The 26,013-nt window shown below is 67.7% G+C and carries 29 protein-coding genes; 15 read left to right on the forward strand and 14 right to left on the reverse strand.

What is annotated here, in order from left to right; all coding sequences use genetic code 11:
* Window positions 1-77: 77 nt before the first annotated feature.
* A complete protein-coding gene (locus ABZS29_RS07540) occupies window positions 78-782 on the forward strand; it encodes a TetR/AcrR family transcriptional regulator C-terminal domain-containing protein (protein ID WP_355459471.1) in 705 nt (234 codons plus the stop codon).
* Window positions 783-929: 147 nt separating this feature from the next.
* Here ABZS29_RS07540 and ABZS29_RS07545 read toward each other — a convergent pair whose 3' ends face one another.
* The 3 genes from ABZS29_RS07545 to ABZS29_RS07555 are packed head-to-tail and all read right to left on the reverse strand — an operon-like array spanning window position 930 to window position 4,418.
* Complete coding sequence (locus ABZS29_RS07545) at window positions 930-2,342, reverse strand: dihydrolipoamide acetyltransferase family protein (RefSeq protein WP_355459473.1); 1,413 nt, start codon at window positions 2,340-2,342, stop codon at window positions 930-932.
* A complete protein-coding gene (locus tag ABZS29_RS07550; protein ID WP_355459474.1) occupies window positions 2,339-3,325 on the reverse strand; it encodes an alpha-ketoacid dehydrogenase subunit beta in 987 nt (328 codons plus the stop codon). The genes ABZS29_RS07545 and ABZS29_RS07550 overlap by 4 nt, the downstream gene beginning before the upstream one ends.
* A 4-nt stretch (window positions 3,326-3,329) precedes the next feature.
* Window positions 3,330-4,418, reverse strand: coding sequence for a thiamine pyrophosphate-dependent dehydrogenase E1 component subunit alpha (locus ABZS29_RS07555; protein ID WP_355459476.1), 1,089 nt, complete (start codon window positions 4,416-4,418; stop codon window positions 3,330-3,332).
* A 118-nt stretch (window positions 4,419-4,536) separates the two neighbouring features.
* Here ABZS29_RS07555 and ABZS29_RS07560 point away from each other — a divergent pair, with 118 nt between their 5' ends.
* On the forward strand, window positions 4,537-5,025 hold the full coding sequence (locus ABZS29_RS07560; RefSeq protein WP_355459477.1) for an Lrp/AsnC family transcriptional regulator: 489 nt from the start codon (window positions 4,537-4,539) through the stop codon (window positions 5,023-5,025).
* On the opposite strand, the gene ABZS29_RS07565 is transcribed toward ABZS29_RS07560, so the two are convergent.
* A complete protein-coding gene (locus ABZS29_RS07565) occupies window positions 5,022-5,969 on the reverse strand; it encodes a LacI family DNA-binding transcriptional regulator (RefSeq protein ID WP_355459479.1) in 948 nt (315 codons plus the stop codon). The two genes, ABZS29_RS07560 and ABZS29_RS07565, sit on opposite strands and share 4 nt — an antisense overlap.
* 74 nt (window positions 5,970-6,043) lie before the next feature.
* Between ABZS29_RS07565 and ABZS29_RS07570 the strand changes: the two genes are divergently transcribed.
* Window positions 6,044-7,378: a Gfo/Idh/MocA family oxidoreductase gene (locus ABZS29_RS07570; protein ID WP_355459481.1), complete on the forward strand. Its 1,335-nt coding sequence runs from the start codon at window positions 6,044-6,046 to the stop codon at window positions 7,376-7,378.
* Here ABZS29_RS07570 and ABZS29_RS07575 read toward each other — a convergent pair.
* Window positions 7,372-7,818: a VOC family protein gene (locus ABZS29_RS07575; protein WP_355459483.1), complete on the reverse strand. Its 447-nt coding sequence runs from the start codon at window positions 7,816-7,818 to the stop codon at window positions 7,372-7,374. The genes ABZS29_RS07570 and ABZS29_RS07575 overlap by 7 nt on opposite strands.
* 107 nt (window positions 7,819-7,925) lie before the next feature.
* Here ABZS29_RS07575 and ABZS29_RS07580 point away from each other — a divergent pair, with 107 nt between their 5' ends.
* Window positions 7,926-8,882, forward strand: coding sequence for a 2-hydroxyacid dehydrogenase (locus ABZS29_RS07580; protein ID WP_355459485.1), 957 nt, complete (start codon window positions 7,926-7,928; stop codon window positions 8,880-8,882).
* Window positions 8,883-8,884: 2 nt separating this feature from the next.
* Here ABZS29_RS07580 and ABZS29_RS07585 read toward each other — a convergent pair whose 3' ends face one another.
* Together ABZS29_RS07585 and ABZS29_RS07590 are read right to left on the reverse strand one after the other, a co-directional pair.
* Window positions 8,885-9,394, reverse strand: coding sequence for a DinB family protein (locus ABZS29_RS07585; RefSeq protein WP_355459487.1), 510 nt, complete (start codon window positions 9,392-9,394; stop codon window positions 8,885-8,887).
* 48 nt (window positions 9,395-9,442) lie between these two features.
* A complete protein-coding gene (locus tag ABZS29_RS07590) occupies window positions 9,443-10,168 on the reverse strand; it encodes an SDR family oxidoreductase (RefSeq protein ID WP_355459489.1) in 726 nt (241 codons plus the stop codon).
* Window positions 10,169-10,253: 85 nt separating this feature from the next.
* On the opposite strand from ABZS29_RS07590, the gene ABZS29_RS07595 reads away from it, so the two are divergent.
* A complete protein-coding gene (locus tag ABZS29_RS07595) occupies window positions 10,254-11,114 on the forward strand; it encodes a LysR family transcriptional regulator (protein ID WP_355459491.1) in 861 nt (286 codons plus the stop codon).
* Here the strand turns inward: ABZS29_RS07595 and ABZS29_RS07600 are convergent.
* The gene (locus tag ABZS29_RS07600; RefSeq protein ID WP_355459493.1) at window positions 11,085-12,020 is read right to left on the reverse strand and encodes an alpha/beta hydrolase; all 936 of its coding nucleotides are present in this window, start codon (window positions 12,018-12,020) and stop codon (window positions 11,085-11,087) included. The two genes, ABZS29_RS07595 and ABZS29_RS07600, sit on opposite strands and share 30 nt — an antisense overlap.
* Before the next feature lie 89 nt (window positions 12,021-12,109).
* On the reverse strand, window positions 12,110-12,514 hold the full coding sequence (locus tag ABZS29_RS07605) for a VOC family protein (protein ID WP_355459494.1): 405 nt from the start codon (window positions 12,512-12,514) through the stop codon (window positions 12,110-12,112).
* Window positions 12,515-12,661: 147 nt separating this feature from the next.
* On the opposite strand from ABZS29_RS07605, the gene ABZS29_RS07610 reads away from it, so the two are divergent.
* The 4 genes from ABZS29_RS07610 (at window position 12,662) to ABZS29_RS07625 (ending at window position 17,853) form a co-directional block, all read left to right on the forward strand.
* Window positions 12,662-13,036 carry a VOC family protein gene (locus tag ABZS29_RS07610; protein WP_355459496.1) on the forward strand — a complete coding sequence of 125 codons (375 nt, stop codon included), beginning with the start codon at window positions 12,662-12,664 and terminating at the stop codon, window positions 13,034-13,036.
* 172 nt (window positions 13,037-13,208) lie between these two features.
* On the forward strand, window positions 13,209-15,005 hold the full coding sequence (locus ABZS29_RS07615; RefSeq protein ID WP_355459498.1) for a heparinase II/III family protein: 1,797 nt from the start codon (window positions 13,209-13,211) through the stop codon (window positions 15,003-15,005).
* A 71-nt stretch (window positions 15,006-15,076) separates the two neighbouring features.
* On the forward strand, window positions 15,077-16,021 hold the full coding sequence (locus ABZS29_RS07620; protein WP_355459500.1) for a GDSL-type esterase/lipase family protein: 945 nt from the start codon (window positions 15,077-15,079) through the stop codon (window positions 16,019-16,021).
* Window positions 16,022-16,071: 50 nt separating this feature from the next.
* The gene (locus ABZS29_RS07625; protein WP_355459502.1) at window positions 16,072-17,853 is read left to right on the forward strand and encodes a heparinase II/III family protein; all 1,782 of its coding nucleotides are present in this window, start codon (window positions 16,072-16,074) and stop codon (window positions 17,851-17,853) included.
* Here ABZS29_RS07625 and ABZS29_RS07630 read toward each other — a convergent pair.
* Window positions 17,840-18,415, reverse strand: coding sequence for a DUF664 domain-containing protein (locus ABZS29_RS07630; protein WP_355459503.1), 576 nt, complete (start codon window positions 18,413-18,415; stop codon window positions 17,840-17,842). The genes ABZS29_RS07625 and ABZS29_RS07630 overlap by 14 nt on opposite strands.
* 60 nt (window positions 18,416-18,475) lie before the next feature.
* On the opposite strand from ABZS29_RS07630, the gene ABZS29_RS07635 reads away from it, so the two are divergent.
* Together ABZS29_RS07635 and ABZS29_RS07640 are read left to right on the forward strand one after the other, a co-directional pair.
* Window positions 18,476-18,961, forward strand: coding sequence for a GNAT family N-acetyltransferase (locus ABZS29_RS07635; RefSeq protein WP_355459505.1), 486 nt, complete (start codon window positions 18,476-18,478; stop codon window positions 18,959-18,961).
* 2 nt (window positions 18,962-18,963) lie between these two features.
* Window positions 18,964-19,452, forward strand: a complete 489-nt coding sequence (locus ABZS29_RS07640; RefSeq protein WP_355459506.1) for an NUDIX hydrolase — start codon at window positions 18,964-18,966, stop codon at window positions 19,450-19,452.
* On the opposite strand, the gene ABZS29_RS07645 is transcribed toward ABZS29_RS07640, so the two are convergent.
* Window positions 19,442-19,972: a hypothetical protein gene (locus ABZS29_RS07645; protein WP_355459508.1), complete on the reverse strand. Its 531-nt coding sequence runs from the start codon at window positions 19,970-19,972 to the stop codon at window positions 19,442-19,444. The two genes, ABZS29_RS07640 and ABZS29_RS07645, sit on opposite strands and share 11 nt — an antisense overlap.
* Window positions 19,973-20,084: 112 nt before the next feature.
* Here ABZS29_RS07645 and ABZS29_RS07650 point away from each other — a divergent pair, with 112 nt between their 5' ends.
* Together ABZS29_RS07650 and glnII are read left to right on the forward strand one after the other, a co-directional pair.
* Window positions 20,085-20,681 carry a TetR/AcrR family transcriptional regulator gene (locus tag ABZS29_RS07650; protein ID WP_355459510.1) on the forward strand — a complete coding sequence of 199 codons (597 nt, stop codon included), beginning with the start codon at window positions 20,085-20,087 and terminating at the stop codon, window positions 20,679-20,681.
* A 151-nt stretch (window positions 20,682-20,832) separates the two neighbouring features.
* Entirely contained in the window at window positions 20,833-21,852 is a 1,020-nt protein-coding gene (gene glnII / locus ABZS29_RS07655) for a glutamine synthetase (RefSeq protein ID WP_355459512.1), read from the forward strand.
* A gap of 82 nt (window positions 21,853-21,934) precedes the next feature.
* On the opposite strand, the gene ABZS29_RS07660 is transcribed toward glnII, so the two are convergent.
* Window positions 21,935-22,315 (reverse strand): helix-turn-helix domain-containing protein, encoded by a 381-nt coding sequence (locus tag ABZS29_RS07660; protein WP_355459514.1) that lies wholly within the window; start codon window positions 22,313-22,315, stop codon window positions 21,935-21,937.
* A gap of 90 nt (window positions 22,316-22,405) precedes the next feature.
* Here ABZS29_RS07660 and ABZS29_RS07665 point away from each other — a divergent pair, with 90 nt between their 5' ends.
* Window positions 22,406-23,203, forward strand: coding sequence for an NAD(P)H-binding protein (locus ABZS29_RS07665; RefSeq protein ID WP_355459516.1), 798 nt, complete (start codon window positions 22,406-22,408; stop codon window positions 23,201-23,203).
* Window positions 23,204-23,236: 33 nt separating this feature from the next.
* Complete coding sequence (locus ABZS29_RS07670; RefSeq protein ID WP_355459518.1) at window positions 23,237-24,259, forward strand: class I SAM-dependent methyltransferase; 1,023 nt, start codon at window positions 23,237-23,239, stop codon at window positions 24,257-24,259.
* Between the two features lie 48 nt (window positions 24,260-24,307).
* Here the strand turns inward: ABZS29_RS07670 and ABZS29_RS07675 are convergent, their stop codons facing one another.
* The gene (locus ABZS29_RS07675; RefSeq protein WP_355459520.1) at window positions 24,308-25,093 is read right to left on the reverse strand and encodes a maleylpyruvate isomerase family mycothiol-dependent enzyme; all 786 of its coding nucleotides are present in this window, start codon (window positions 25,091-25,093) and stop codon (window positions 24,308-24,310) included.
* Between the two features lie 162 nt (window positions 25,094-25,255).
* The gene (locus ABZS29_RS07680; protein WP_355459522.1) at window positions 25,256-25,828 is read right to left on the reverse strand and encodes a hypothetical protein; all 573 of its coding nucleotides are present in this window, start codon (window positions 25,826-25,828) and stop codon (window positions 25,256-25,258) included.
* Between the last annotated feature and the right edge of the window lie 185 nt (window positions 25,829-26,013).

The raw sequence follows: 26,013 nt of genomic DNA on the forward strand, positions 1-26,013 counted from the left end.
CCGGCGGCACCTTTGGTCCGTCAGCCGCCAAACTTTGGTTGCGAGCACACCGTCCCAGAATCTGACACACTGTTTCAGTGCGTGCAGCAGACGAACGAACAGCCCTCGGTTCCGTATGGCTCCGGACCGAAGCAGAGGCGACCCGCGCCCCGCTGACCCGCGAGCAGATCGTCCGGACCGCGATCGAGCTTCTCGACCGCGACGGTCTCGACGGCTTCTCGATGCGGAAGATGGCGACCGCGCTCGGCACCGCCGCGACCTCAGCCCTCTACTGGCGGATCGCCAACAAGAACGACCTGCTCGAGCTGGCGGTCGACGAAATCCTCAGTACGGCGCTCACCCCGCCGACCGCCGGCGACTGGCGCGACCACCTCACGACCGCGTGCACAGCGGCGTACCGGGCGTTGTGGGAGCACCCGTGGGCGCCGCAGCTGCTGGCAACGCATGCCGGCCTCGGGCCGAACTACCAGGCCTTCACTGATCAGCTGGTCACGATCCTGGCCGGCGCCCGCTTCAAGGGTGAGCATCTCGACTCAGCCGTCTCGGCCGTCTTCCACTACCTGATTGGTTCAGCGGTCACCGACTCCGCCTGGTCGGCGATGGTTCGGCGCAGCGGACTCACCGAGCGTCAGTGGGCGAACAAGGCCGGCGACCAGCTCGGCGTCGGCGCCGAAAGTCTCGCCGCGTACCTCAACCGGGCCAACCGGGCCGGCCCCGAAGCCCGGTTTTCCGCGGGACTCCGGGTGATTCTGGTCGGTCTGCGCCCGAGGCAACTTTCCTGACCTTCGTGACACAGGGATGACCCGTCACCACTGTGCCCAATCAATCGCTTGCGCTACTGGCTGTCGCCGTACAACTCTTCTCGGTTACCGGGTCCGCTCCGCTTGAGTGGCCGGCTCACGGGGCCGGCCACTCACTTCTCATGCCTTTCAGAGATCCGCCAAGACGGACTGGGGATTCTCGAATGCATCGGCCACGAACCGCAGGAAGCCGGCGGCCGTCCCGCCGTCGCAGACCCGGTGGTCGAACACCAGCGACAGCTGCGTCAGCTTGCGCACCGCGAGCTCGCCGTTCACAACCCACGGCCGGTCGATGATCCGTCCGACGCCGAGGATCGCGACCTGCGGATGATTGATGATCGCCGCACTGCCGTCCACGCCGAAACTCCCGTAGTTGTTGAGCGTGAACGTCCCACACCCCAACTCGTACGGCGTCAGCCGCCCCGCACGCGCAGTCTCGGTCAAGCGCTTGATCTCCCGATCCAGCCCGCGCGCCGTCAACTGATGCGCATTGGCCACCGCCGGAACCACCAGCCCACGCTCAGTCTGCGTCGCCAGCCCCAGGTTCACCCCGTCGAACTGAACAAGCTCTTCCCGCTCCGTATCCACAACCCCGTTCAGCTCCGGATACTTCGCCAGCCCCGCCACCACGAACCGAGCCATCAACGCCAGCAGCCCGGGCCCCGAATCAGTTGCCGACCGCAACGACTCCCGCAGGTCGAGCAGTGCGGTCGCATCCACGTCCACCCACGTCGTAGCCTCCGGAATCTCCCGCCGGCTCCGACTCAGAGTGGCAGCCACCACCTTCCGGAACCCGCTCATCCCCTCCCGCCGCAACTCCGGCAGGCCGGTACGAGCGTCAACTGCGCCAACGGCCGCAACCACAGGCTGCGCGCTCTCACGAGCACCCACGGCACTTGTGGCGCTCGTGCCACTGCCTGCGGCTCCCGCAGCACCGGCCGGCGCCGCCGCATCCAGCTCAGCCACAGGGACCGGGCTCTGGCTAACAACATCCACGGCGGCAGCGGCGGAACCACGCACGACCTCATCCGCCGCATGGCCACCAGCGCGAGCGATTGCCAGCTCCACGTCCCGCCGAACAATCAGCCCATCCGCGCCGGACCCGACCACCGTCCGCAGATCCACGCCGGCATCGCGTGCCAACCGCCGTACGAGGGGTGAGACCACGCGCACCACCCGCGACTCGACAGGAGCGACAGAACCACGCGGCTTGCGCCGACGTCCAGCAGAGCTGGTTTCCCCCGTCCCATAACCGATCAGAACGTTCCCCGACCCCGCGCGCTCCTCCTCACGGTAGGACGCACCACCACCAGCACCAATCGTGATCAACGGCTTCCCCACAGGAATGACCGTCCCGACCTCACCGTGCAGTTCCTCGACAACCCCCGCATAAGGCGACGGCAGCTCAACGACAGACTTCGCGGTCTCGACCTCGGCGACCGGCGTATCCACCGCCACCACATCACCCGCGGAGACCAGCCACCGCACGATCTCGCCCTCGGTCAGCCCTTCGCCGAGGTCCGGAAGCAGGAACGTGTTCACGAGTCCTCCCACTGCAGATCGTCAACAGCGTCGAGGATCCGGTCCACGCCCGGCAGCTGATACTTCTCCAGCTTCGGCGGCGGATACGGAATGTCGAACCCGGTCACCCGCCGCACCGGCGCCGCCAACGAGTGGAAGCACCGCTCCGTGACGCGAGCAACGATCTCCGACGAGACACTCGCAAACCCACTGGCCTCGGCAACAACCACAGCCCGCCCAGTACGCCGTACCGCCGCACACACCGTCTCGTCGTCGAACGGCACCACCGACCGCAGATCCACGACCGTCAGCTCCCGCCCTTCGGCCGCGGCGGCCTCGGCGGCCTCCATCGCCACCGGCACCGAAGGCCCGTACGCGATCAGCGTCGCGTCCGCCCCCTCCCGCCGTACGACGGCAGTCCCGATCCCCGGCACCGGCTCGGTCAGATCGACCTCTTCCTTGGCCCAGTAGAGCTTCTTCGGCTCCATGAACACCACCGGGTCAGGCCATTCAATTGCCCGACGCAACAATGTGTACGCATCCGCAACGGTGCTCGGGGCAACAACCGTCAACCCGGGAGTGTGCGCGTAGTACGACTCCGACGAGTCGCAGTGGTGCTCCACCCCGCCGATGCCACCGGCGTACGGCATCCGGATCACCATCGGCAGCGCGACCCGCCCACGCGTCCGGTTCCGCATCTTCGCCACGTGCGACACGATCTGCTCGAACGCCGGGTACCCGAACGCGTCGAACTGCATCTCGACCACCGGCCGCATACCGTTCATCGCCAGCCCGACCGCCATCCCGACGATCCCGGACTCGGCCAACGGGGTGTCGAAGCAACGATCCTCACCGAACTCCGCCGTCAGCCCGTCGGTGATCCGGAAGACGCCGCCGAGCGCCCCGACGTCCTCACCGAACATCAGCACGGAGTCGTCAGCGGCCATCGCGTCCCGCAGCGCCTGGTTCAGTGCCTGTGCCATCGAAATCTTCTGGTGCGTCATGGTCTCAGGCCTCTTCTCGTGCCAGCTCGTCCCGCAGGAACGCGGCCTGCTCGGCCAGCTGCGGCGTCGGTACGGCGTACAGGTGGGTGAACAGGTCCTCCGGATCCACACTCGGTTCCGGCATCAACCCGTCACGCAACTGCTGCGCCACCTGTGCGGCCGTCTGCTCAGCCCGCTGCCGTACGGCGTCGTCCAGCAGCCCGGCTTGCGTCAGGTACGCCTCGAGCCGCTTGATCGGGTCGCGCTCGAGCCATGGCGTCACCTCGTCGTCCTGCCGGTACCGCGTCGCGTCGTCGGCGTTCGTGTGCGCCTGCACGCGGTACGTGTGCGCCTCGACCAGTTGCGGCCCTTCGCCGGCTCGCGCCTTGGCAACTGCCTGCCCCAGTACGGCGAGCAGCCCGGCCAGGTCGTTGCCATCGGTCCGTTCGCCGGGGACGCCGTACCCGATTCCCTTGTGGGCAATGGAAGGCGCGACGGTCTGCTTGGCGAGCGGCACGGAGATCGCGTACTCGTTGTTCTGCACGAAGAAGACGACCGGCGCCTTGAAGACCGCAGCGAAGTTGAGCGCCTCGTGGAAGTCGCCTTCGCTGGTCGCACCGTCACCGCAGAGCGCCATGACGACGGTGTCCTCACCCTTGAGCCGCGCCGCGTGCGCTACGCCGACCGCATGCGTCAGCTGCGTCGCCAGCGGCGTGGACTGCGGTGCGACGTTCCGCGCGTACGGGTCGTAGCCCGAGTGCCAGTCGCCGCGCAGCAGCGTCAGCGTCTCGATCGGGTCGACGCCACGGCTCACGATCGAGACGGTGTCGCGGTAGGTCGGGAACAGCCAGTCCCCGTCCGCCAGCACCATCGAGGCGGCGATCTGGCAGGCCTCCTGCCCGTGTGACGACGGGTAGACCGCCAGCCGGCCCTGCCGGACCAGGGCGCTGGCCTGATCGTTGATGCGGCGCCCCTTGATCAACTCAACGTAGCCGTCGATCAGAGTCTGCTCGGTGGGCAGCTCGTACGACGAGTGGTCGTGCAGAACCCCGTCCTGGTCGATCAACCGGACTGGTTCGGCGGAGGGGAGCAGTTGCTCCTCGACGGTAGTCATGAGCCCTCCAGGCGCAGGAGACGGACGGTGGCCACATCGTCGTCCTTCTGGCCATTCGGATCCAGACCTGGGAAAATGCCGAGACAACTGGCGTTTTCGATCGCAATTTGGAGTGCAAATGTCCCAGGACGAGATCCCGCACCAGGCCGGTCCTGGACGGATGGTCATCGCTCCGGCGCTCGACGAGATCGACCGTCAGATCGTGGAGGCCCTGGGGCGGGACGGACGGCTCTCGATCCGCGCCCTGGCCGAGCAGGTTCACATCTCCCGCGCGAACGCCTACGCTCGCGTCGAGCGGCTCACCAGCACCGGCACCATCACCGGTTTCACAGTCACTGTGGACCCGCTGAAACTGGGGCTCGCCACCTCCGCGTACGTCACGCTCAGTCTCCGGCAGAGCTCCTGGCGCTCCCTGCGCGAACAACTCCAGGCCATCCCGGAGATCAAGCACATGGCTCTGGTCGGCGGCGACTTCGACGCCATCCTGCTCGTCCGGGCAGCCGACAACGAGGGGCTGCGCCGCGTGGTCCTCGAGAAGCTCCAGGCGATCCCAGAGGTGCTGGGCACCCGTACAGCCCTCATCTTTGAGGACTTGGGCACGCTTTAGCAGCCGCAGGACTTCCGGATGATCAGCTCGGTCGGGTACGCCGTCGGGCGGCCGACCGTCCCCTCGACCAGTTGCCGAACCACCTCGGCCGCCATGCGCTCCACCGGCTGCCGCACCACGGTCAGCGGCGGCCAGCAGTACTCCGCCTCCGCCGTACCGTCGAACGCAACCACTGCCACGTCCTCCGGCACGCGCAAGCCGGCCTCGCGCACCGCTCGCAGGACTCCGATCGCCTGCAGATCCGAGCTCGCGAACACCGCAGTGGGTCGCTGAGCTATCAGCTCCTGGCCCGCGGCATAACCACCCTCTCGGCTGAACGCGACCCGGACCACCGGTCCGTCTTCCAGTCCCGCAGCACGCAGCGCGTCCCGCCAGCCACGCTCCCGCTCGCCTCTCCCACCGATCACCAGCGCAATCCGCGTGTGACCGTGCCACAGGAGGTGCTCGACGGCTCGACGTGCGCCTTCGCGGTAGCGGGGACGCACTGAGCTCACACCGGGCAGCAAGCGGTTCACGACGACTACCGGCACATCTGCACCGCCCAGGTCAGGTGCTTCAGCGGGTGTCACGAGGACCAGTCCGCTCACCTGCCGAGCCAGCAACTGCGCCACCTTCGTCCGCTCGGTCTCCGGGTCGCCGTCAGCGCTGGTCTGCAGTACGACGTACCCGCGCTCAGCTGCTGCCTTGTCGATCGCCTTCGCCAACTCGGCGAACAGCGGGTTCCCGCCGTCCGGCGTGATCAGACCGAAGGTCTGCGTGCTCCCGGTCCGCAGTGCGCGCGCTGTCGCGTTCGGCCGGTAGCCGAGCACCCGGATCGCTTCGAGCACCCGCTCCCGCGCCTGGGGCGACACCGCCCGCGGCCCGTCGTTCACGACGTAACTCACGACTGCGGTGCTGACACCGGCGTACCGGGCGACGTCGTTACGGGTGACTGGGGACGGCATGAGCAGATGGTACGGCCGTTGACCCTCCGGCAAGAGCCTTGTTAGCCTCGAATCTACACGAGTAGATCTTCTCCTTGAGTAGAGAGGCCGCCGCCATGGCCCGCCGCTATGCCGTCGCCGGAACCGGATCCCGCGCTCGCGAGTACGTCCGCGCGATCTTCCAGGACCACCCCGCCGAGGCCGAACTGGTCGCCCTGCTCGACCCCAACCCGGGCCGGCTCGCCTTCTACCAGCAGTACGTCGAGGAGTTCGGTGGCGGGCCGCTTCCGCAGTACGGCGCCGATGACCTGGAGCGGATGGTCAAGGAGCAGTCCGTCGACCGCGTGATCGTCACCAGCCCCGATTACACGCACGCGGCCGTGGTCTCGCGGCTGCTGCGGGCCGGCGTCGATGTGATCGTCGAGAAGCCGCTGACGATCGACGCCGAAGGCACGCGTCAGATCGCCGCAGCCATGGCCGAGTCTGGCAAGTCCGTCGTCGTGACGTTCAACTACCGCTATTCGCCCCGGAACAGCGCACTACGGCAACTGATCGCGGACGGCTCCATCGGCACGGTCACCAGCGTCGAGTTCCAGTGGGTACTCGACACCCGACACGGGGCGGACTACTTCCGCCGCTGGCACCGCGAGAAGCGGAACTCCGGCGGACTGCTTGTCCACAAGGCCTCTCACCACTTCGACCTGGTCAACTGGTGGATCGCCTCCGAACCAGCCCGGGTCTTCGCCTCCGGCGCACTGTCCTTCTACGGCGACCAGAACGCGGCAGCCCGCGGCCTCGGTCCGCGTCCACCCCGCGGCACGGTCGACAACGCCGGGGACGACCCCTGGCTCCTGGACCTCCGCGTCGACGACGCCAACCGTCGCCTCTACTTGGAGAGCGAGAAGTACGACGGCTACCTCCGTGACCAGGACGTCTTCGGGCCGGGCATCACCATCGAAGACAACCTGGCCGTCATCGCCGAGTACACGAACGGCGCCCGGCTGAGCTACTCCCTGAACGCCCACTCGCCCTGGGAGGGCTACAAGGTCGCCGTCAACGGCACCGAAGGCCGCGCCGAGCTCACCGTCGTCGAACGCGCGGCAGTAGTCGACGCGCACATCGACCCGAGCTATCCCGTCGGGAATCTGATCACCGGGGACATCCGCTCGGACGGCGAGCATCTGGTGCTCCAGAAGCACTGGCACGAAGCGGTAGAGGTGGAAATCCCACGCGCCGCCGGCGGCCACGGCGGCGGCGACCGCCTCCTCTACGCCGACCTCTTCCAGGGCCCCGGCGACGACCCCCTGGCTCGTGCCGCCGACATCAACGACGGCATCCGCGCCGTCGCGGTAGGCATCGCCGCCAACCAGTCCCTCAGCACAGGCCAACCGGTGGTCGTCGCCGACCTCAACCTCGGCCTCGGTCAGTAGGCGCCAGGCCGGTAGGTTCCGAAGGTCCACTCGTAGCCTTCGGGATCTGCCACCCGGCAGCGGTAGTTCCATTCGCTCGCGGCGGGCTCCCAGATCGACTCCGCGTCCGCCGCGATCGCGGACCTGTACGTCGCGTCCACCTGATCCTGGCTGCCGAGAGCGACGTATAGGCCGTGCCCGACGGTCTCTTGTTTTCGCGCCGGGCGGTCGTAGCCCGCTCTGTCGGTGAAGAGGGTGAAGGCGACGCCGCCATATCGCATCTCTGCGTGGGCGATGCCGCCCTGATCATCCGGAAACTCCGCAATGGTCTCGAAGCCGAAGGCGCGCTCGAGCCAGCGGAGTGCGCCGGCCGCGTCGCGGTAGCTCAGGTAGGCATGAAGGGTTGCTGTGCTGGCGTTGTGCTCGTTCATGCCGCTCAGCATCACGGGTGTTGCGGACACTTGCCGTCCGCTACTTGGCCGAGTTCCGGGTGAGTTCCTGTCCAGTTCCTGGGAAAGGGCAGCTGGGTACCTGGTCCGGGCCGGATCGGTCGATGAGGATGGGACGCATGGGACAACCAGTGGTGCTGATGCCGAAACCGATGCATGCCGCCGTCGCCGAGGGGCTGAGCGGTCACTGCGAGCTGATCCGGTTGTGGGAGGAGAGCGACCCTGACGCGGTCCTCGCCGCCCGCCGCGACGAGATCGTTGCCGTCGCCACCGGTGGGACGACGATCGATGACGCGTTCCTGGACCGGATACCCGCAGCACGGATCGTCGCGAGCTTCGGTGTCGGCTACGACCACATCGACGCGGCCGCGGCCGCTCGGCGGGGAGTCGTCGTCACCAACACCCCTGGCGTCCTGGACGACGAGGTCGCGGACACCGCGCTCGGGCTGCTGCTCATGACGGTTCGCGAGCTACCGCAGGCCGAGCGTTACCTGCGGGCCGGCAAGTGGCAGCAGGACGGCGCGTATCCGTTGACCAAGGCAACGATGCAGGGACGTCGCCTGGGTATCCTCGGCCTGGGCCGGATCGGGCAGGCGATCGCGGACCGGGTGACGCCGTTCGGGCTGTCGGTTGCCTACCACAACCGTAGCCAGAAGGACGTCGACTATCCGTACTACCCGACTCTGCTCGAGCTGGCCCGCGACGTCGACACCTTGATGGTGGTGATCCCCGGTGGCGACTCCACTCGCCATCTGGTGAACGCCGAGATCCTGGAGGCGCTGGGGCCGGACGGCATCCTGATCAACGTCGCCCGGGGTTCGGTCGTCGACGAGCAGGCGCTGGTCGACGCATTGCGCTCCGGCACGATCGCCGCGGCCGGGCTCGACGTCTTCGAGCACGAGCCGAAGGTTCACCCCGACCTGCTCACCCTGCCGAATGCGGTGCTGTTGCCCCACGTCGGCTCGGCCACCATCCCGACCCGCACGGCCATGGGCAACCTGGTCGTCGAGAACTTGCTCAACTGGTTCGCCTACGGCACCGCCCTCACTCCGGTCCCGGAGTCTCAAGGGCTCTGAGGTCAGGTGGCGGGGAGATCCCAGATTCGTTCGGTCTCCCAGGCGTACTCCCAGGCCTGGATATCAGGAGGCTCAATGCCCAGACCCGTCAGGATGGCGCAGACCTGCTCGCGATGGTGGTTCGCATGATTGAGCGCCTGCGCGATGAAGATCCCGAGCCGCGTTCCCCGCGTGTTGTTGTCGACGATCAGCACCCGCTCCACGTCGATCGGCTCCGCGAGGAACTGCTCCCACAGTGCGCCGGCTTCGTCGTTCCACCGCTCCAGCAGGTCGAAGCCGGCCTTCTCCGCACTGTCCACGAAGTCGAGCGGCCGGTCCGCGATCCGCCGCAGATAACTCCCGTCGCACCGCACGATGTGATCCAGCGTCGCCACGATCCCACCGAACGTCCCGACACCGGTGACCTCCAACTGCTCAGCCGTCAGTCCCTGATCCCGGCAGAACCGGATCAGACTCCTGGTCGCCCAGTTGTTGTGCCGGATCGGATCCCGCAGTACGTCGTTCTCGCCCATCCCCTCAAGCTAGCCCGCCACCCCGCCTCACCGAACCTCATTTTTCGCCTACCAGGGGACAGTTCCGGCGTCGTCGAAGAAGCCGCCGCGCGGACCGTCGTCCGGCAAGGTTGCCAGCCTGATCGCGATCGCGGCGCCGTCCTCGGGTGTCCGCAGCCCTTGGTGTCCGTTGAAATCGGTCGCGACATACCCGGGACAGGCAGCGTTCACGATGATGTTCGTCTCGGCCAACTGGCGAGCGTAGACGGCCGTGATGCTGTTGAGCATCGACTTCGACGGCGTGTAGGCGGCCAGGATCGGGCCGGTCTGCAGGGTCAGCGACCCCATCGTGCTCGACAGGTTGACGATCCGTGGCGCCGCCGCCTGGCGGAGCAGCGGCAGCATGGCGTTGGTCACCCGGACCACGCCGAAGACATTGGTCTCGAGTACCTCACGGAGCACCCCGAGGTCGAGCGTTGTCGGGTCCTGGGCACCACCATCGATGCGGCCGGCGATGCCGGCGTTGTTGACCAGCACATCGAGCCCGCCCACCGTCTCCGCCACTTCCTTGGCAGCCGCGGCGACGCTCTCGTCGGACGTGACATCGAGCGCCACGCCGATTGCATCGATCCCGGCAGCACGCAGCTGGTCGACGGCCTCCTTCCGTCGGGCGTCGTCGCGGGCTCCGATCACGACCCTGAAGCCGATCGCCCCGAGGCCCTGAGCGATGGCGAGACCGATTCCTTTGTTCGCGCCGGTGACCAACGCGGTCTTCATGTCATTCACAGCGCCCATGCTTGGCTCCCCGCACGCTCCGCGTCCAAGACCGATCGGCTCCGCTGTGATACCTCACCGGTATCACAGCACGTAGGCTGGTGGCGTGGACGATCTCGAGACCCGCGAGCTGCGCTACTTCGTCGCTGTCGCCGAGGAGCTGCATTTCGGCCGCGCCGCCGATCGGCTCGGGATCGCCCAGCCACCGCTGTCCCGGGCCATCCGCAAGGTGGAGCACCGGCTCGGCGTTCAGCTGCTGGCCCGGGATCGCCGGGGCGTGGCCCTGACCGACGCCGGCCGAGTGCTGCTCGACGAGGCCCGGACGGCTCTAGACGCCGTCACCGCCGCGGCTCGACGGACCCGGCGTGCCGCGGATCCGCGGCGACCATTGGTCCTGGCGACGAAGGCCGGCGCCTCGCACGAGTTGCTCCAACGCCTTCTCGATCTGCTGGCCGAGGACGCCCAGGCGGCGCCGATCGAGATTCTGCTCTGCGAGGTGGCCGAGCAGGCCGGGCTGTTGCGCGACGGCAGCGCGGACGTGGCACTCATGCACCATCCGTACGACGACCTGGCGGGCTTCGACACGGAGGAGCTCTCCGTCGAAGGGCAGGTCGCGATCCTCCCCGCGAAGCATCCGCTCGCGGCGCGCGACCAACTCACTCTCGCCGAGGTCAGCAACGTGCCAGATCTCCCGATCGCCCGGTGGCCGCAGCTCGACGGAACCTACCCCGACGGGCCCGGTCCAGAGGTCCACACGCAATCACAGCTGGCTCAACTGGTCGCGCTCGGCAGGACGTTGCTCGTCATACCGGCCTCCAGCCGCGCATGGCAGTGGCCCGAACACGTCGCAGTCCCCGTCGTCGATGCACCTGACGTCACCACGGTGATCGCCTGGCGCCCGAGTAGTCGTTCGCAGGAGGTCGCGGCGCTCGTCCGTTCAGCGACCGCCCTCCGCGCCACGGCTTAGGACAGCCAGCACGGTCGGCCAGTGCTCGTGCAGTACGGCGAGGTGCGTGGCGCGCGGGTGGACGACGAGGGTTGCACCGGGGATTCGCTCGGCCAGCCAGTGGCCGTTGCGAACTGAGGCGTTCTGGTCGAGTTCGCCGTACCAAAGGTGCGTTGGGCAACGAATGTCTTCGGGGCGGAAGTCCCAGGCCCGGAAGGCGAGGGCGGCGTCGCGGAGGTAGCCGTCCGGATTCACCAACGATTCCCGTACGGCGGCAGCGATCGCGCGGTCCGACCCGAGGGGGTAGCCGTCGACCTCACCGGTTGCCGCGCGCAGTACGTCGGCGTCGTGCGGGTCCAGTTCGGCCAGGAAGCGCCGTACCAGGGACTTGTCGTCGGGGTCAGCGGGGTTGAGCTGGGAGAGGTAGGTCAGGAAGTCAGGGCGGATCAATTCGACGGCGTCGTCGAGAGAGGAGTGTGCGAGTTGACCGAAGAACGATTGCTGATCGGGGCCGAGGTCGTCGCGGTGGTACGGCGGATTCAGCTCGGGGACGCTCGCCGGGCTCGCCAGCACACCCAAGGCGGTGACGCGGTCGGGATGGCGTGCCGCGCAGGCGACGGCGTACTGGCCTCCGATCGACATGCCCAGCACGGCGAACCGATCGATACCCAAGGCGTCCGCGACGGCGACGACGTCGTCGGCCACCGAGAGATGGGTCGAGGCGTGACTCGTCGAGCGGCCGTAGCCGGGCCGGTTGATGGCCACCAACCGCACGTCGAGCCGTCCAGCCGCTTCGTCGCCCAGGTACGCCGCCTGCCGGGTGTCCGGGCAGCCGGCCAGGAAGATCACGGAGGTTCCGGTGGCGGCGCCACCGTCCCAGAGCTGGATCAGTCGGCCGTCCTGCAGCCGTACGTCGTCGACCGGCAAACCCACTCCCTACGTTGCGGAAATCCTGCCAACGGAACGGCCCCTCGAGGGCTGAGTCGCCGAGGGGCCGAGTCCTGTCGTGCGTGCGGTCAGGTACCGCTGATATTGACCAGCCAGCTGATCCCGAACCGGTCGGTGAACTGTCCGAACTCGTCACCCCACATCTGCTTCTCCAGGGGGACGGTCACCTTGCCGCCCTCGGAGAGCTCCGTGAAGTACCGGCGCAGGTCGTCGGCGTCGTCACCGCTGAGGCTGACGGAGATGTTTCCGCCGGGGCTGAACGACATCCCCTGCGGGGTGTCGCCGGCCATCAGCGTGAAGCCGCCGGGCGTTTCCAGCTGGCTGTGCATCAACTTGTCCGCGTCCGGCCCGCCGGCTCCGAACTCGGCGAACGTGCTCATCGTCAGCTCGCCGCCGAGCACCCCCTGGTAGAACTCCATCGCTTCCCGCGCGCTGCTGTCGAACTGGATGTACGGATTCAATCGAGACGCCATCAGATCGTCCTTCCCCCTGCAAAGCTTCCGGTGAACCACCCTTGGCCGCACAGTAGACCCGCCCGTCGACGGTCCGCGAGACTCCGGACCTATCAATCCCGTTGCGTCACCGACCGGGTGCCCTGTGCTCCCGGTTAGGGTCGGCGCATGATCTTGCGACACATCACCATCGATGCCGAAAACCCCTACGAAATCGGGAAGTTCTGGAGCACCGTCACCGGCTGGCCGCTGGGTGACGGCGACGAGCCCGGCGACGACGAGGTCCTGGTCGCGGCGCCGGCGCCGGTGCCGGGGATGCTGTTCATCCGGGTGCCGGAGCCGAAGTCGGGGAAGAACCGGGTGCACATCGACTGGGTGCCCACCGAACGCACCCGCGACGAGGAGGTCGATCGGTTGCTCGAGCTCGGCGCGACCATCCACGAGGACCACCGCACACCCGAGGGTCCCGGCTGGGTCACCATGCTCGATCCCGAGCAGAACGAGTTCTGCGTCGAGCGCAGTGAGGCCGAGCGCAGCGCCTGATCCAAGAGCCTGACTCCGGAACCCTGCGGCTGTTCTCCAGTTGCCTTGAGCAACTCACAACTTCTTCGACACACCGCGCATCTCTCAGGTGTCAAGAACTTTGGGGAGCTGCTGGGGAAGCAGCCAGTAGCTAGGGGATTCTGTGGTCAGACGTGTACTTTCGCTTGCCCTCGTGACGGTCGGCGTGGGCGGACTCATCGTGTCCGTCCCCGCCGCCACCGCCAACGCCGCAAGCACGGCAGCCGCTGCGAACGGGCACTACGCGTGCCCCGGCTACAGCACCATCGACGACGCCGTACCGCTGAGCGCCGTCATGAACGACACCTTCATCTGGAGCAAGTTCAAGCCGACCAAGGTCGGTGACGGGAAGGGCAACATCAACTGGAAGGCCAACCCGTACAAGAACCCCAGCTGGTACATGTGGTTGCACTCGCTGCGCTGGATCGGCCAAGGCATCACGGCGGCGAGCAACGGCGACAAGGCCGCGCTCACCCATGTGACCGCGATCGCCCGGGACTGGGTGAAGGACAACCCGTACTCCTGGAAGGCGAACGCCGGCGCCCACGAGGCGACGATGCACCGCACGAACGTGCTGCTCTGCCTGCGCCAGGCCATCCTGACGAACCTCAAGGTCACCAAGCTCCCCACCCAGTACGCCTGGCTGGACACGGCGCTGGTGAACCACGCCAGGTTCATGACCGCCTACTGGGGCGGCCCGGGCAACCACGGCACGGACGAGAGCATCGCCCTGTTCGGCGTCGGGTGCACGCTGAACCGCAGCGACTACCTGAAGACCGCGCAGAACCGCTTGGGTACGGCAATCACCACCGCGATCGACGCCCAGGGCGCGACGAACGAGCAGGCCACCGGCTACGCGCAGTTCAACTACTCCCTCTGGGGCCGCGCCGCGAAGGCGATGCAGGACTGCGGCGTCACACCCAGCGCGACGATCAGCACCCGCCGCGCCCTGCTGGCCACCTTCATCGCCCACGCCACCACGCCGTCCGGCATGATGCAGCAGATCGGCGACACCGAGTACGTGAAGACCGGCAACGTCCCCGGTACGCCGATCGAGTACGCCGCCACCCAGGGCAAGTCGGGCAAGGCTCCGGCGGACCGCGTCAAGATCTACTCGGCCGGTTACGTGTTCGGCCGCTCCGGCTGGGGTTCCGCGACCACGCCGTTCGCGAGCGAGTCGGCGTACAGCATCCGGTTCGGCCCGAAGCGCGCGCTGCACGGCCACAGTGACCACACCTCGATCACCTACCAGGCCCGCGGCCGCGACATCCTCGGCGACACCGGCTACGCCGGCTACTCCAACGCTGCCTGGCGCGCCTGGATCGTCGGCCCGATGGCGCACAACGAGATGACGACCCCGAAGCTGGCCGACACGAACCCGGCCACCAAGCTGACCCGTTCCTCGGTCCGGTCCACCGCGGACTTCTACGAGCTGACCGACGCCCCCGCGGCCGGCGTGAGCCGCACCCGCGCCGTCCTCATCCTGCGCAAGCCGGACGTCGTCGTCACCCTCGACCGCGCCACCGCGAAGACTTCACAGCAGTTCCAGACTCTCTGGCACCTGCCGTCCGATCAGCGCGCCACCGTTTCCGGCCGCACCGCCGCGGTCGCCACCAAGGCCGGCGAGAACACCCGCACCGTCCTCATCCAGCTCCCCTACAAGGGCGCCCTCCCGGCCGGCTCGACCCTGGTCAAGACCGGTCAGACCAACCCCATCCAGGGCTGGCACTTCCCGCACATCACCACCCGCAAGGCAGCCTCCACGGTCATCTTCGCCCGCGCCGGCAAGTCCGCGACGATCCTGTCGCTGATCATCCCAGTCCGCGCCAACGGCAAGGTCACCTACAAGACCCGCATGTCCGGCACCACCTACGTCGTCGACCTCACCGTCGACGGTGTCAAGGCCACCTTCGGCATCACCGGCGGCGGCTCCCTGGTCCGGATGTCCTGACGCTCGTGGGCTTCTGGCCGTCCTGGCGGGGTAAGTTAGGGCGGTCGGAAGCTTGAGCTGTGGAGGGCGGGTTGAGTCGTCGGGATGCGGGCCGGGAGCTGTTCGTCGGTCCGTGGAGGCTCATTACCGGCCGCTGGATGGCGCTCAGCGGAGCCTTGACGGCGGTGGCGCTCGTCGGCGGTACGGCGGTGGCGCTCGTCGGCGGTACGGCGGTGGCCGTGGTGCAGGCCTCGTCGGAGGTGGAGCAGCCGCTGGTCACTGTGGCTGCCACTGGAGCCTCGGGTGCGGACGACCGGACGCCGACGCCTCCGCCGGTGAAGCCGAAGCCGACCGCTCCGCCCAAGGCGACGGTTGCGCCGCCGGTCATTCGGCCGACGAAGCCTGGGCGGTCCGGGTCCGGGCAGCTGGGGCCGTGGGAGAACCTGAGCCGGCGGATCTCCAGTGTGGCGAAGATCCGCGCCGCCGTTCGCGGCGACGGGGTGTTCATGTTCGGCGACAGCATCGCCGTACAGGATGGGCCGGCGCTGGAGCAGTTGGTGGCCGCGCAGACCGGTACGCCGGTTGCCGTGCACGACTGGTCGGGGCAGCCGGCGTCGGCCGCGGTGGACGCGCTGGCGGAGTGGTCGCGGAAGTACGGGCTGCCGGACCGGATCGTGATGGCGGTCGGAACCAACGACATCTTCGCGCCGGCGGCGTTCGCGACCGAGGTCGAGCAGGCGATGAAGATCGCCGGGCCGAAGCGGACGGTGTACTGGGTGAATGTGCACGCCAACCGGTTCGGGCTCTCGGCGGCGGTGCAGTCGGCTGACCGGGCCAACAGTGCGTTGATCAACAAAGCCTTGGATCGGGCGGCCGCGCGGCATCCGAACCTGCATGTGGTGCGGTGGTCGGAGTTCCTGAACGCTCGCCCTGGGCAGGTCACGAAGTACCTGCGCGACGGGATCCACACCACGCAGCCGGCTGGGCAGCAGGCCCGGAACGCACTGATCGCGCAAGCGCTGGGAAGCGCCGAGTAGTGTCCGCCGGCCGGAGTGGCGCGCTGCGCTCGCGCCCTGCGGCTGTCGTGGTGGCTGCGGCTGTGGTGATCGGGTCCGTGGCGGTTCCGGACCGGGTCTCCGAGGGGCCGGGCAAGACTGTGCAGCCGGAGATTCAGCAGGCGGCGGCTCCGGTAGCTCCTGTTCAGCGCAACACCTACAGCTGTGCGACGTACTCCGGGATTGAGCGTCCCAACCCGGTGCGGAACCTCTACCGCGACACGTTCGCGTGGGGCACCACACCGCCGTACCGGGTGGGTGACGGGCGCGGTGACGTGAACTGGCGGCTCAACCCGGCTGACAACCCCAGCTGGTACATGTGGCTGCACTCGCTGCGTTGGCTCGGGCAGGGCATCCGGGCGGCTGGTGAGGGCGACAAGCGTGCGCTGCAACGCGTTGACGCGATCGCACACGACTGGGTGCTCGACAACCCGTACCCGTGGCAGAGCGACGCTGGTGCGACGGAGTCGACCATGCACCGGACCAATGTGCTCATCTGCCTGCGCCAGGCCGTGCTGTCCGGACTGCGCGTCACGCGGCTGCCACCGGCGTACAGGTGGATCGACAGCGCGCTGCTGCAGCATGCGCAGTTCCTGCGGCTCAACTGGAGTGGCGATTGGAACCATGGCACCGAGGAGAGCCTTGCGCTGTTCGGAGTCGGGTGCACTTTGGGACGCGCGGATCTGAAGGCGACTGCGGCCGATCGGCTCGCGCAGGGGATCAAGACCGCGATCGACGCGCAGGGGTCGACGAACGAGCAGTCGACGGCTTATGCGCAGTACAACTACTCGCTGTGGGGACGGGCGATCGACGTACTCGGGAAGTGTGGTGTCGAGGCGAGTCCGACGATCAAAGCGCGGCGACAGCAGCTGGCGAACTGGCTGGCGCTGGCGACCAACTCCCTCGGGGAACTGCACCAGCTCGGGGACTCTGAGGTTGTGCGGACAGTACCGGTCGCTGGTACGCCGCTTGAGTACGCCGGGACGTCGGGGAAGCGTGGGACGGCGCCTGCGCAGCGGGTCGGGATCTTCGCGGCTGGGTACGTGTTTGGCCGGACTGGGTGGGGTTCGGAGCGACCGTTCGCGCAGGAGTCGACGTACAGCATCCGCTTCGGGCCTGTACGTCGGCTGCACGGGCATGACGACCACATGTCGCTCACGTACACGTCGCTGGGGCGCGAGGTGCTGATCGACGGCGGGCACTCCGGCTACAAGGGTGACGAATGGCAGCGCTGGGCCCGCGGGCAGTCCGCACACAACGTGATGACTGTGTCCGGGATAGGGGCGTCGGCGACCCGGTTGACGCGGTCGGACGTGCGGGAGACGTCCGAGTACTACGAACTGCGTGATGTGGGGCGGACGCGCGGCGTACTGGTGCTCAAGGATCCCGACCTGATGGTGGTGCTCGACCGCGGGACATCTGCGGTACGGCGTTCGTACGAGACGCTGTGGCACTTGCCTGCCGGGCAGAAGGTCACGCCGTACGGCGCTGGTTCCGTGGTGGCGCAGCGGCCTGGTGACTCGGTGAAGACTGTGCTCCTGCAGATCCCGTACGGCGAACCAACGACGCCAGCACGCGTGGAGTCGACCTGGCACTACCGCACCATCGACAAGCGCAGCGCGTCACCGGTCGTCGGCTTCGCGCGGTCTGGGCGCAGTGCGTCGATTCTGTCGGTCATCGTGCCCGCGCGTGCCGCTGCGGCAGTCAGCTACACGACAAGCCAGCAAGCTGGTCACACACTCGTCCACCTGCAGGTCGGTGCGGCGCGAGTGACCGTTGCTATCGCACCAGACGGCACGCTCACGCGTACGTAGGCGCAGCACCCACGGGACGCCAGCCGGCAGGCGGGTCCTCACCTGTGCGCCCGTCGACCGCCTCCCGGATCAGATCCGCGTGGCCGGCGTGACGCCCGTACTCCTCGACGAGGTCGAACAGCAGCCGCCGCAAACTCGGGTGCCGCCCATCCGGCCAGCTGATGTGCGCAGGCAGGTCCAGCCCGCCCTCCGCCAGCGCAGCAGCCACCCGCTCGCGCGAGCGCTCCACAGCGCCGTCCCACAACGCATAGAGCTCCTCAGGCGAGTCATCGACCGCCGAGTTGAACTCCCAGTCGTTGTCGTCCCGCCACCCGTTGTCAGTCCACGGCTCCCCGATCGGCAGGCCGCGCAGCTTGACGTTGAACAGGTAGTCCTCGTTGGCGGCCAGATGCTTCAGCAGCCCGCCCAACGTCACACTCGACGCCCCGATCCGCACCTGCAGCCCGGCGGCATCCAGCCCGTCCACCTTCCACCGAAACGTCGTCCGCAACCGGTCCAACGCCCCCAGCAGATGCTCCACCTCACTACCGGCCAACGGCGGTTCCCACCACGTTTCGCTCATGCCACGACCGTAAACCTGGTTCCGGACACTCCCCTTCCGGAATCACCTACGCTTGCCCAGATGACCGTCACCAGCCTGGAGATGACCTCCCCGGCCGACCTGCAACCGGGCGCGCCACCACCCTCGCCGGTCACGCTCGACCACGGCCCGCCGGCGGCCGCCGTACGGGACTTGTACAACCGCATCTGGGCGCCACTCGGGCCGAGCGGCCGGTCCGACTGGACGGAAGCACAATGGACCGCCGAGCTCTCCCAACCCGGCATCCACACCTATCAAGCCACCATCCGCGATACTCCTGCCGGCTTCGCCGAGCTCTCCGTCGAAGCGCACGGCTCTGTCGGCATCGTCGTCTTCGGGCTGGTGCCGGAGTTCCAGTCGAAGGGCTACGGCGCTGCCTTCCTCACAGCTGTCACGCGGACCGCTTGGACGCTCAACGCACCCACCACTCGTGTCTGGCTGCAGACCTCGTCCAACGACCACCCACATGCGCTTTGCAACTACGTGCAACGTGGCTTTCGGATCTTCGATCGCCACGACAGGGTGTAGCCATGACGGTGCGACGCTATGGCGGAGTGATGGCCACTTACGACGGCCGGGTCGCGCTGGTGCGCGAGCAGTACGAGACGTGGGACGCGCCGTACTGGAGTCCGCCCAGCGGCAGCATCGAGCTCGGCGAAACGCCGGAAGCCGGCTCAGTCCGCGAGCTGGCCGAGGAGACCGGCCTCAAAGCGCCCGAGAGCTCCCTCACCCTCGTCTGGCGAGCCACCGTCGTCCTCAACGGCGAACTGACCTCCCATGCCTGGAACTACGCCACCACGGTCGACAACGACACCCTCGCCGTCGACGACCCCGACGGAGCCATCCTCGAGGCCCGCTGGTTCCCACCCACCGAAGCAGCCGCCCTCCTCACCCGCCTCCCCTACCCACCTCTCTCCGTCCCAGCAGTCGCCTACCTGCAAACCGGCACACCTCTCGCCTGGACCTTCACCTGCAGCAATACGACGTGGACCTGGACCACCGAACCGCTCAGCGCTTGAGGCGGATTGCTGAGACCAGGAAGAAGATTCCGCCCAGTACGGCGTAGCCGGCGATGTTGGTCAGCGACGGGTTGGCGGCGGAGGCGGTGGCTACGAAGGAGGCGCCGGCCAGTACGGAGAGGCCGCCGCTGAGGATCATCGACCACTGACCGCCGAGCTTGCGGCGACCGAGGCCGACGACGAGCTGGATGAGGCCGGAGACCACGGCCCACGCGCCCCAGACCCGCAACACAGCCGGTACGCCGGACGCTCCCGCGAAGGCGAGTGCGATCGCGGCCACGCTGCTGATGGCGATGTTGACGTACAGGCCGCGAGTGGTTCGTGAGGAGCGGGCGTCGACGACGGCCGCGCCGACGTCGAACAGCGGGTAGAGGACGACCAGTGCGATGCCGACCGCGCCGAGGCGTGAGTGGCTGGCGAACATCAGGACCGCCCAGACGATCGCGAAAGCGAATCGGACGAAGTACAGGCGGCGCAGCGTGGTGGCGAGGCTGCTGGTGGTGGTGTCGAGGGTGGTCACGAGGTGAGCCTTCCAGTGAAGTAGACCGAACGTTCTATCTCTCCACAGTGGCGGACAACCGCTCGCCCTGTCAAGACAGAACGTTCTACCTACGCCTGCTACGCTCGGGCAGATGGTGCAAGCAACCGCAGGCCGGGTTTCCGAGGCGCGCTCCCGGCTCCTCGAGACGGCGACGCGCATCTTCTACACCGAGGGCATCCACGCCGTCGGCATCGACCGGATCGTCGCCGAGGCCAAGATCACGCGGGCGACCCTCTACCGGCACTTCCCCAGCAAGGAAGAGCTCGTCGTCGCCTACCTCAACGCCGTTCACGAGGCCGAGCGCGCCCAGACCGAGGCGACCATCGACAGCGGTCAGCCGGCGGCCGACGTACTGCGATCGATCGCGAAGTCGATCACCGCGGGTATCACCTCCGGTCACTTCCGCGGCTGTGCCTTCCTGAACGCCGCCGCGGAGTATCCCGACCCCGAACACCCAGTCCACAAAGCGGTTCTGGCCCATCGCGAGTGGTTCGCCGACACCATCACCACGCTCTTCGCACAGTTCGGCGACGCGCATCCCGAACCTCCGGCGCGCCACTACGTGATGATGCGCGACGGCGCCATGGCTGCCGGCTGCCTCACCGATCCCGAGCAGGTCAGCGACACCTTCCTCAACGGCGTCGAAGGCCTCCTCACCTACCGAACCGCCGGACATCTCTCACGGTGAGTCCGCGGTCGCTCACACCCAGCACCACGCCAGGCCGTCGGTTACACGCCGTTCACATATGAGCAACGGCTCTGTAATAGCTCGTTGACACTGTCGAGGGTGGCCGGTTCAGGAACACCTGAGGGGACGGCCGCGACGAAGGGACAGTGGGTTGAGTTACAAGGCCGAGTACATCTGGATCGACGGTACCGAGCCGAGCGCGCGGCTGCGCTCGAAGACGAAGATCCTCGCCAACGGCGCTGAGCTGCCGGACTGGGGATTCGACGGTTCGAGCACCAACCAGGCGCCGGGTGACAACTCGGACTGCGTGCTCAAGCCGGTGTTCTCGTGCCCTGACCCGATCCGCGGCGGCGACCACAAGCTGGTGCTGTGCGAGGTCTACCTCGTCGACGGCACGCCGCACCCGAGCAACAACCGCGCCGCGCTGCTCCCGATCGCCGCTCAGTACGCCGACCAGGACTCCTGGTTCGGTATCGAGCAGGAGTACACGTTCTTCCAGGAGGGTCGCCCGCTCGGCTTCCCGGCCGTCGGATTCCCCGCCCCGCAGGGCCCGTACTACTGCGGTGTCGGCGCCGACGAGGTGTTCGGCCGCGAGATCGTCGAGAAGCACCTGGACGCCTGCATCGAGGCCGGCCTGGCGATCTCCGGTATCAACGCCGAGGTCATGCCCGGCCAGTGGGAGTTCCAGATCGGCCCGGCCGGCCCGGTCGAGGTCGCCGATCACCTGTGGGTGGCGCGCTGGCTGCTCTACCGCATCGCCGAGGAGTTCGACGTCGCCGCGACCCTGGACGCCAAGCCGGCCAAGGGTGACTGGAACGGCGCCGGTGCGCACACCAACTTCTCCACCAAGGCGATGCGCGAGGGCTACGACGCGATCATCACCGCCTGCGAGTCCCTCGGCGCACCGGGCAAGGTCGACGAGCACATCGCCGGCTACGGCCACGGCATCGAGGAGCGCCTGACGGGCGCCCACGAGACCGCCCCGCACGACGTCTACAGCTACGGCGTCTCCGACCGCGGCGCGTCGGTCCGCATCCCGTGGCAGGTCGAGGTGGACAAGAAGGGCTACATCGAGGACCGCCGCCCGAACGCCAACATCGACCCTTACACGGTCACCCGTCTGCTGGTGAACACCTGCTGCGCAGCGCTCGAAAAGGCCGGCCAGGTCTGAGGTTCGCTGTACCGAACCGTTGACGTGAACGGGGTCCGGATCTTCTATCGCGAAGCCGGACCCCGGACGCACCCGTGCTGTGTCAGGGCCGACGGTGCGCCGGCTCGTGTGTGTCGTAGTGCTGGCGCGCTGCTTCGACCTTCTCGAGGTTCTGCGACCACTCCGCCAGTGACTGGAACAGTGGCGCGAGGCTGCGGCCGAGGTCACTGATCTCGTACTCGACGCGCGGCGGCACCTCCGGGTAGTACGTCCGGACGATCAGCCCGTCCCGCTCCAGCTGCCGCAGCCGCTGCGTCAGCACCTTCGCGGTGATCACCCCGATCCGCCGCTCCAGCTCGACGAAGCGATGCTTGCCGAACTCGTTGAGCGTCCACAGGATCGGCGTGGTCCAGCGGCTGAACACGACGTCGACGACCGGCGCGATCGGACACGCCTGCACGGGATCCGCTGTGCCCTCGATCACATTGCCCTCGTTTCCCCAGTACTTTCCTCTAGGTACCTACTATCCCACCGCCAGTAGCGTCGTGCCCAGTCAATCGAACGAGGAGCGAAAATGATTGTGGTGACTGGTGCGACCGGGAACGTCGGACGACCGCTGGTTGAGGCCCTGAAAGCAGCAGGCGAGCAGGTGACCGCTGTCTCGCGGCGAGCCGCTGACCACCCCGGGGATCTGTCCCAGCCGGAGACTTTGAAGCCGGCACTCGACGGCGCCGACGCGGTCTTCCTGATGACTCCGCCCGACTTCCTGGCGAACGGCGATCTCGGTGCCGTCCTGGACGTCGTACGAGGAGCTGGGGTCCAGCGCGTCGTACTGCTGTCCTCGCAAGGCGTAGGGACGCAGCGCCACCCGTCGTATCTGGAGGATGCCGTGACGGCGTCGGGCCTGGAGTGGACGATCCTGCGGCCCGGCAACTTCGCCTCCAACGCGTTCCAGTGGGCCGAGTCGGTGCGAACGCGGCGTGTGGTGGAGGCGCCGTACGGCGATGTTCTGCTGCCGGCTGTTGACCCGGCTGACATCGCGGAGGTGGCTGCCGCGGCTCTGCGTGGTGCTGACCACGGCGGGCAGATCTACACACTCACCGGGCCGGAGCCGATTGGGCCGCGGGGCATGGCGGCCGCGATCGGGGAGACGATCGGCGTACCGGTGGAGTTTGTGGAGCTGACGCGTGAGGAGGCCCTGAACCGGATGCTCGGCTACATGCCCGAGCCTGTCGTCGAAGCCACTCTCGGAGCCATCGGCAGCCCGACCGCCGACGAGCAAGCCGTCAGCCCCGACATCTCGCAGGTCCTTGGCCGGCCCGCGCGAACCTTCGCAGACTGGGCCCGTCGCAACGCAGCCGCCTTCGCCTGACGATGACCCCGGTACGCCGTTACGTTCGCCGACGTGACAAGTGAATCCGAACAAGCACGGCTGCTCGAGCGCTTCCAGCTTGCCGCCCAGGCTCAGCAGAGCATCGAGTCCTGGGCGACTGGCGCCCGGATGCTCAGTCTGACCAAGACGCTGCACGAGAACGGCTGGTTCGGGTTCCTTGCGGAACCACGCAGCGTCGACGAGCTGTCCGAGTTCTCGGGGCTTCCGCCGGCTCGGGTCGCCGACATCGTGACCGTCGCGACGGCGTACGAGGTCGTTGAGTCCGAGGCGGATCGGATCCGGCTGACGCCGGCCTTCGAAGCGCTGGCCTCGGGCGAAGCCCCGCTGTTCTTGAACGACATGCTCGACTACTCCATGTTGTCCGTCGGCCATGCCCGAGCGGTCGCGGTCGAACCCGAGCCCCTGCAGCTGACCGAGGAAGAACTGCTTGCCTTCGCCCGCTTCGGCGGCGGACGATCGACCGCGATCACCCAGGCCGTCTACGACCGCTACTTCCTGTCCCACCTACCCGAACTCCCCGAACTGATCCGCACCGAACGCTGGCTCGACGTCGGCTGCGGCATCGCCGGCGCCTCCGTGACCTTCGCCGCCATGTTCCCCGAACTCCACGGCACCGGCATCGAACTCGTCCCCGCCGTCGCCGCCGAAGCCGCCCAGCGCGCGGCCGAACTCGGTGTCTCCGACCGCCTTGAGATCAGATGCTTGGACGCCCAGGACCTGGACGAGCCTGCCGCCTACGGCGTCGCCTTCTGGGCCCAACCCTTCTTCCCTGAACACACCCGCGCCGGCGCCCTCGCCGCGATTCGCCGTTCGCTACGTCCAGGCGGCGTACTGCTGATGCAGGAGATCGCCCCCTCCTCGGAAGCATCAGCAACGCTCCGCCAACTCATCGCTTACGGCCGCGGCATGCCTATCCGCCGTACCGCCGAAGAGCTGGTCACCGAGGCCACCGCAGCCGGCTTCGAACTCATCCGCACAGCCTCCACCGAACGAGGCCGCTACGTCCTCGTCCAGAGCCCCCAGCAGGAGTCATAGGTGGCCTTGTAGGTCTTAGATGCCGACGGCAACAATGGCGACTCCGAGTTAATTGGTGACGTGCGCCGTGTTGTCGAGCCAGTGCTGGGCGAGGCCGGTGTCGCCGTCGATGCTGCCGGCTTCGGTCAGCGGAAGCCTCCGCGTCATGGCCAGCAGCAACGACCCCGCCGAGCCAGTCACCGTCACATCGGCCTGGCCACTCCCAGGCCGCCAGATCGCCCCGTCCGGCCGCCGTTCGACGTACCACGCCTCTGCGATGTCCGTGGCCTGCCACTGCAGGGTCTGGCCGGTACCGCGAATCGCCTGCGCCGACGCGGGCCGCTGCAGCTTCCAGGTCGGCGACGTAAGCATTGCCAGGTGGTTGCTGATGAGCGCTGCCGCGATGTCACCGTCGACCTTAGCGTTCGCTGCGCCTGCCGCGTTGGCTGCGTCGAAGCCATGTACGACCGCCTCGTTGAGCATGCTGGTCATCCAGAACGCCGTACCGGTCCGCCCGTCGCCCGCAGCGTTGAAAACAGCCGCCTCCAACGCCTCATTCGAGCACGCTTCCGCAACCCGCCGAGCCGAGTCCCCCAGCCACACCTCCCACTCGCCAGGCCCCGCAGGCGGCGCGGCCAACTCCGTGGGCAACTGAGTGGGGTCGGTGATCCGACGCTCGACGATCTCCGCGACCCAATGCTGCGTCTGCCCAACATGCGCAACCAGGTCGCCAACGGTCCACTCCGGCGCAGTCGGCACGATCACGCCGGGCCCAGCCGCCACAGCCGCCCCCGCCAACCGCCCCGTGTACTCGACGATCCCCCGCCGAGCCCGCTCCGCAGACAACTCGCTCATGGTTCTTCCCTCTCAGTCCGGTCCGACAGCGCTTCCTTCTGCCTCAGACCCTGCCCGAGCACCCTTACGGTTTCTTTCCGGTCCGTCACCGGCCACCCGAAAGCTTCTCTGCAACGACAGAACCCCCAGGCTGACGCCTGGGGGGTTCTGAAGCTAGCGCTCTCAGCCGATCAGGTTGACGGTCTGCGTCGCCTTGCTCAGGACCTGGTCGAGCGTGCCCTGGTCCTGCGGCCGCCCACCCACGGTCAACTCCACGAGCGCCCGGTTGCCGCTGAACAACGTGTCGGCGTACCGGGTCGTGACGACACGCTGCCCCCGAGCGCCGTCACGGTAGGTGTACTTCACGTCGTAGAACACGACCCGCGGCGGGTTGCCCGGGATCGTCGACGGCGCGACACCGTTCGACTGCGACAGAATCTTCAGGCCCGGGACCTTCTTCAGCGCCGCGGTCTTGCGCGCGACCTGAGCCTTCGGGCTCACCTTCGCGTAGATCGCGTCCACCCGCAGCATCTCGTTCGACCCGTGGCTGAACTTCGCCTCGAACCGGTCGATCTTCGTGAACTTCCACCCCTTAGGAGCCTGCACCGACACGTCACAGTGGTCCTTCGACGTACCCCAGCACTTGTAGCCATAGCTCGGCGCCGCCGCGCTGCTCGGCATCGCCCCAGCCACAACAGCCGCCACCCCCACCATCGCAGCACTGGCCAGCATCCGCACGACAACGTTCTTCTTCATTACTTTGACCCTCCCTCAATGCCGGCCCCTGATGGCCTAACGCGAACTGAGACGCGACCTCCACCGGGTTGGTTGGGACCAATTTCCACCGAGACCAATTCGTGTCATAAGCCAACCCTGCAAGGGATCGGAGGACGCTGGAGGCAGCGAGGTAGCCGATGCCGAGTGGGGAACGTGGCCAACAG

The sequence above is a fragment of the Kribbella sp. NPDC005582 genome, from assembly GCF_040605415.1.
In the GTDB taxonomy this organism is placed as follows: domain Bacteria; phylum Actinomycetota; class Actinomycetes; order Propionibacteriales; family Kribbellaceae; genus Kribbella.

What these genes read in the sequence shown, in the direction of transcription:
- ABZS29_RS07550 (WP_355459474.1), bottom strand. Translation starts at nt 3,325, where the DNA reads ATGACGCACCAGAAGATTTCGATGGCACAGGCACTGAACCAGGCGCTG.
- ABZS29_RS07555 (WP_355459476.1), bottom strand. Translation starts at nt 4,418, where the DNA reads ATGACTACCGTCGAGGAGCAACTGCTCCCCTCCGCCGAACCAGTCCGG.
- ABZS29_RS07560 (WP_355459477.1), top strand. Translation starts at nt 4,537, where the DNA reads ATGTCCCAGGACGAGATCCCGCACCAGGCCGGTCCTGGACGGATGGTC.
- ABZS29_RS07565 (WP_355459479.1), bottom strand. Translation starts at nt 5,969, where the DNA reads ATGCCGTCCCCAGTCACCCGTAACGACGTCGCCCGGTACGCCGGTGTC.
- ABZS29_RS07580 (WP_355459485.1), top strand. Translation starts at nt 7,926, where the DNA reads ATGGGACAACCAGTGGTGCTGATGCCGAAACCGATGCATGCCGCCGTC.
- ABZS29_RS07585 (WP_355459487.1), bottom strand. Translation starts at nt 9,394, where the DNA reads ATGGGCGAGAACGACGTACTGCGGGATCCGATCCGGCACAACAACTGG.
- ABZS29_RS07590 (WP_355459489.1), bottom strand. Translation starts at nt 10,168, where the DNA reads ATGGGCGCTGTGAATGACATGAAGACCGCGTTGGTCACCGGCGCGAAC.
- ABZS29_RS07605 (WP_355459494.1), bottom strand. Translation starts at nt 12,514, where the DNA reads ATGGCGTCTCGATTGAATCCGTACATCCAGTTCGACAGCAGCGCGCGG.
- ABZS29_RS07610 (WP_355459496.1), top strand. Translation starts at nt 12,662, where the DNA reads ATGATCTTGCGACACATCACCATCGATGCCGAAAACCCCTACGAAATC.
- ABZS29_RS07630 (WP_355459503.1), bottom strand. Translation starts at nt 18,415, where the DNA reads ATGAGCGAAACGTGGTGGGAACCGCCGTTGGCCGGTAGTGAGGTGGAG.
- ABZS29_RS07635 (WP_355459505.1), top strand. Translation starts at nt 18,476, where the DNA reads ATGACCGTCACCAGCCTGGAGATGACCTCCCCGGCCGACCTGCAACCG.
- ABZS29_RS07640 (WP_355459506.1), top strand. Translation starts at nt 18,964, where the DNA reads ATGACGGTGCGACGCTATGGCGGAGTGATGGCCACTTACGACGGCCGG.
- ABZS29_RS07650 (WP_355459510.1), top strand. Translation starts at nt 20,085, where the DNA reads ATGGTGCAAGCAACCGCAGGCCGGGTTTCCGAGGCGCGCTCCCGGCTC.
- ABZS29_RS07665 (WP_355459516.1), top strand. Translation starts at nt 22,406, where the DNA reads ATGATTGTGGTGACTGGTGCGACCGGGAACGTCGGACGACCGCTGGTT.
- ABZS29_RS07675 (WP_355459520.1), bottom strand. Translation starts at nt 25,093, where the DNA reads ATGAGCGAGTTGTCTGCGGAGCGGGCTCGGCGGGGGATCGTCGAGTAC.
- ABZS29_RS07680 (WP_355459522.1), bottom strand. Translation starts at nt 25,828, where the DNA reads ATGAAGAAGAACGTTGTCGTGCGGATGCTGGCCAGTGCTGCGATGGTG.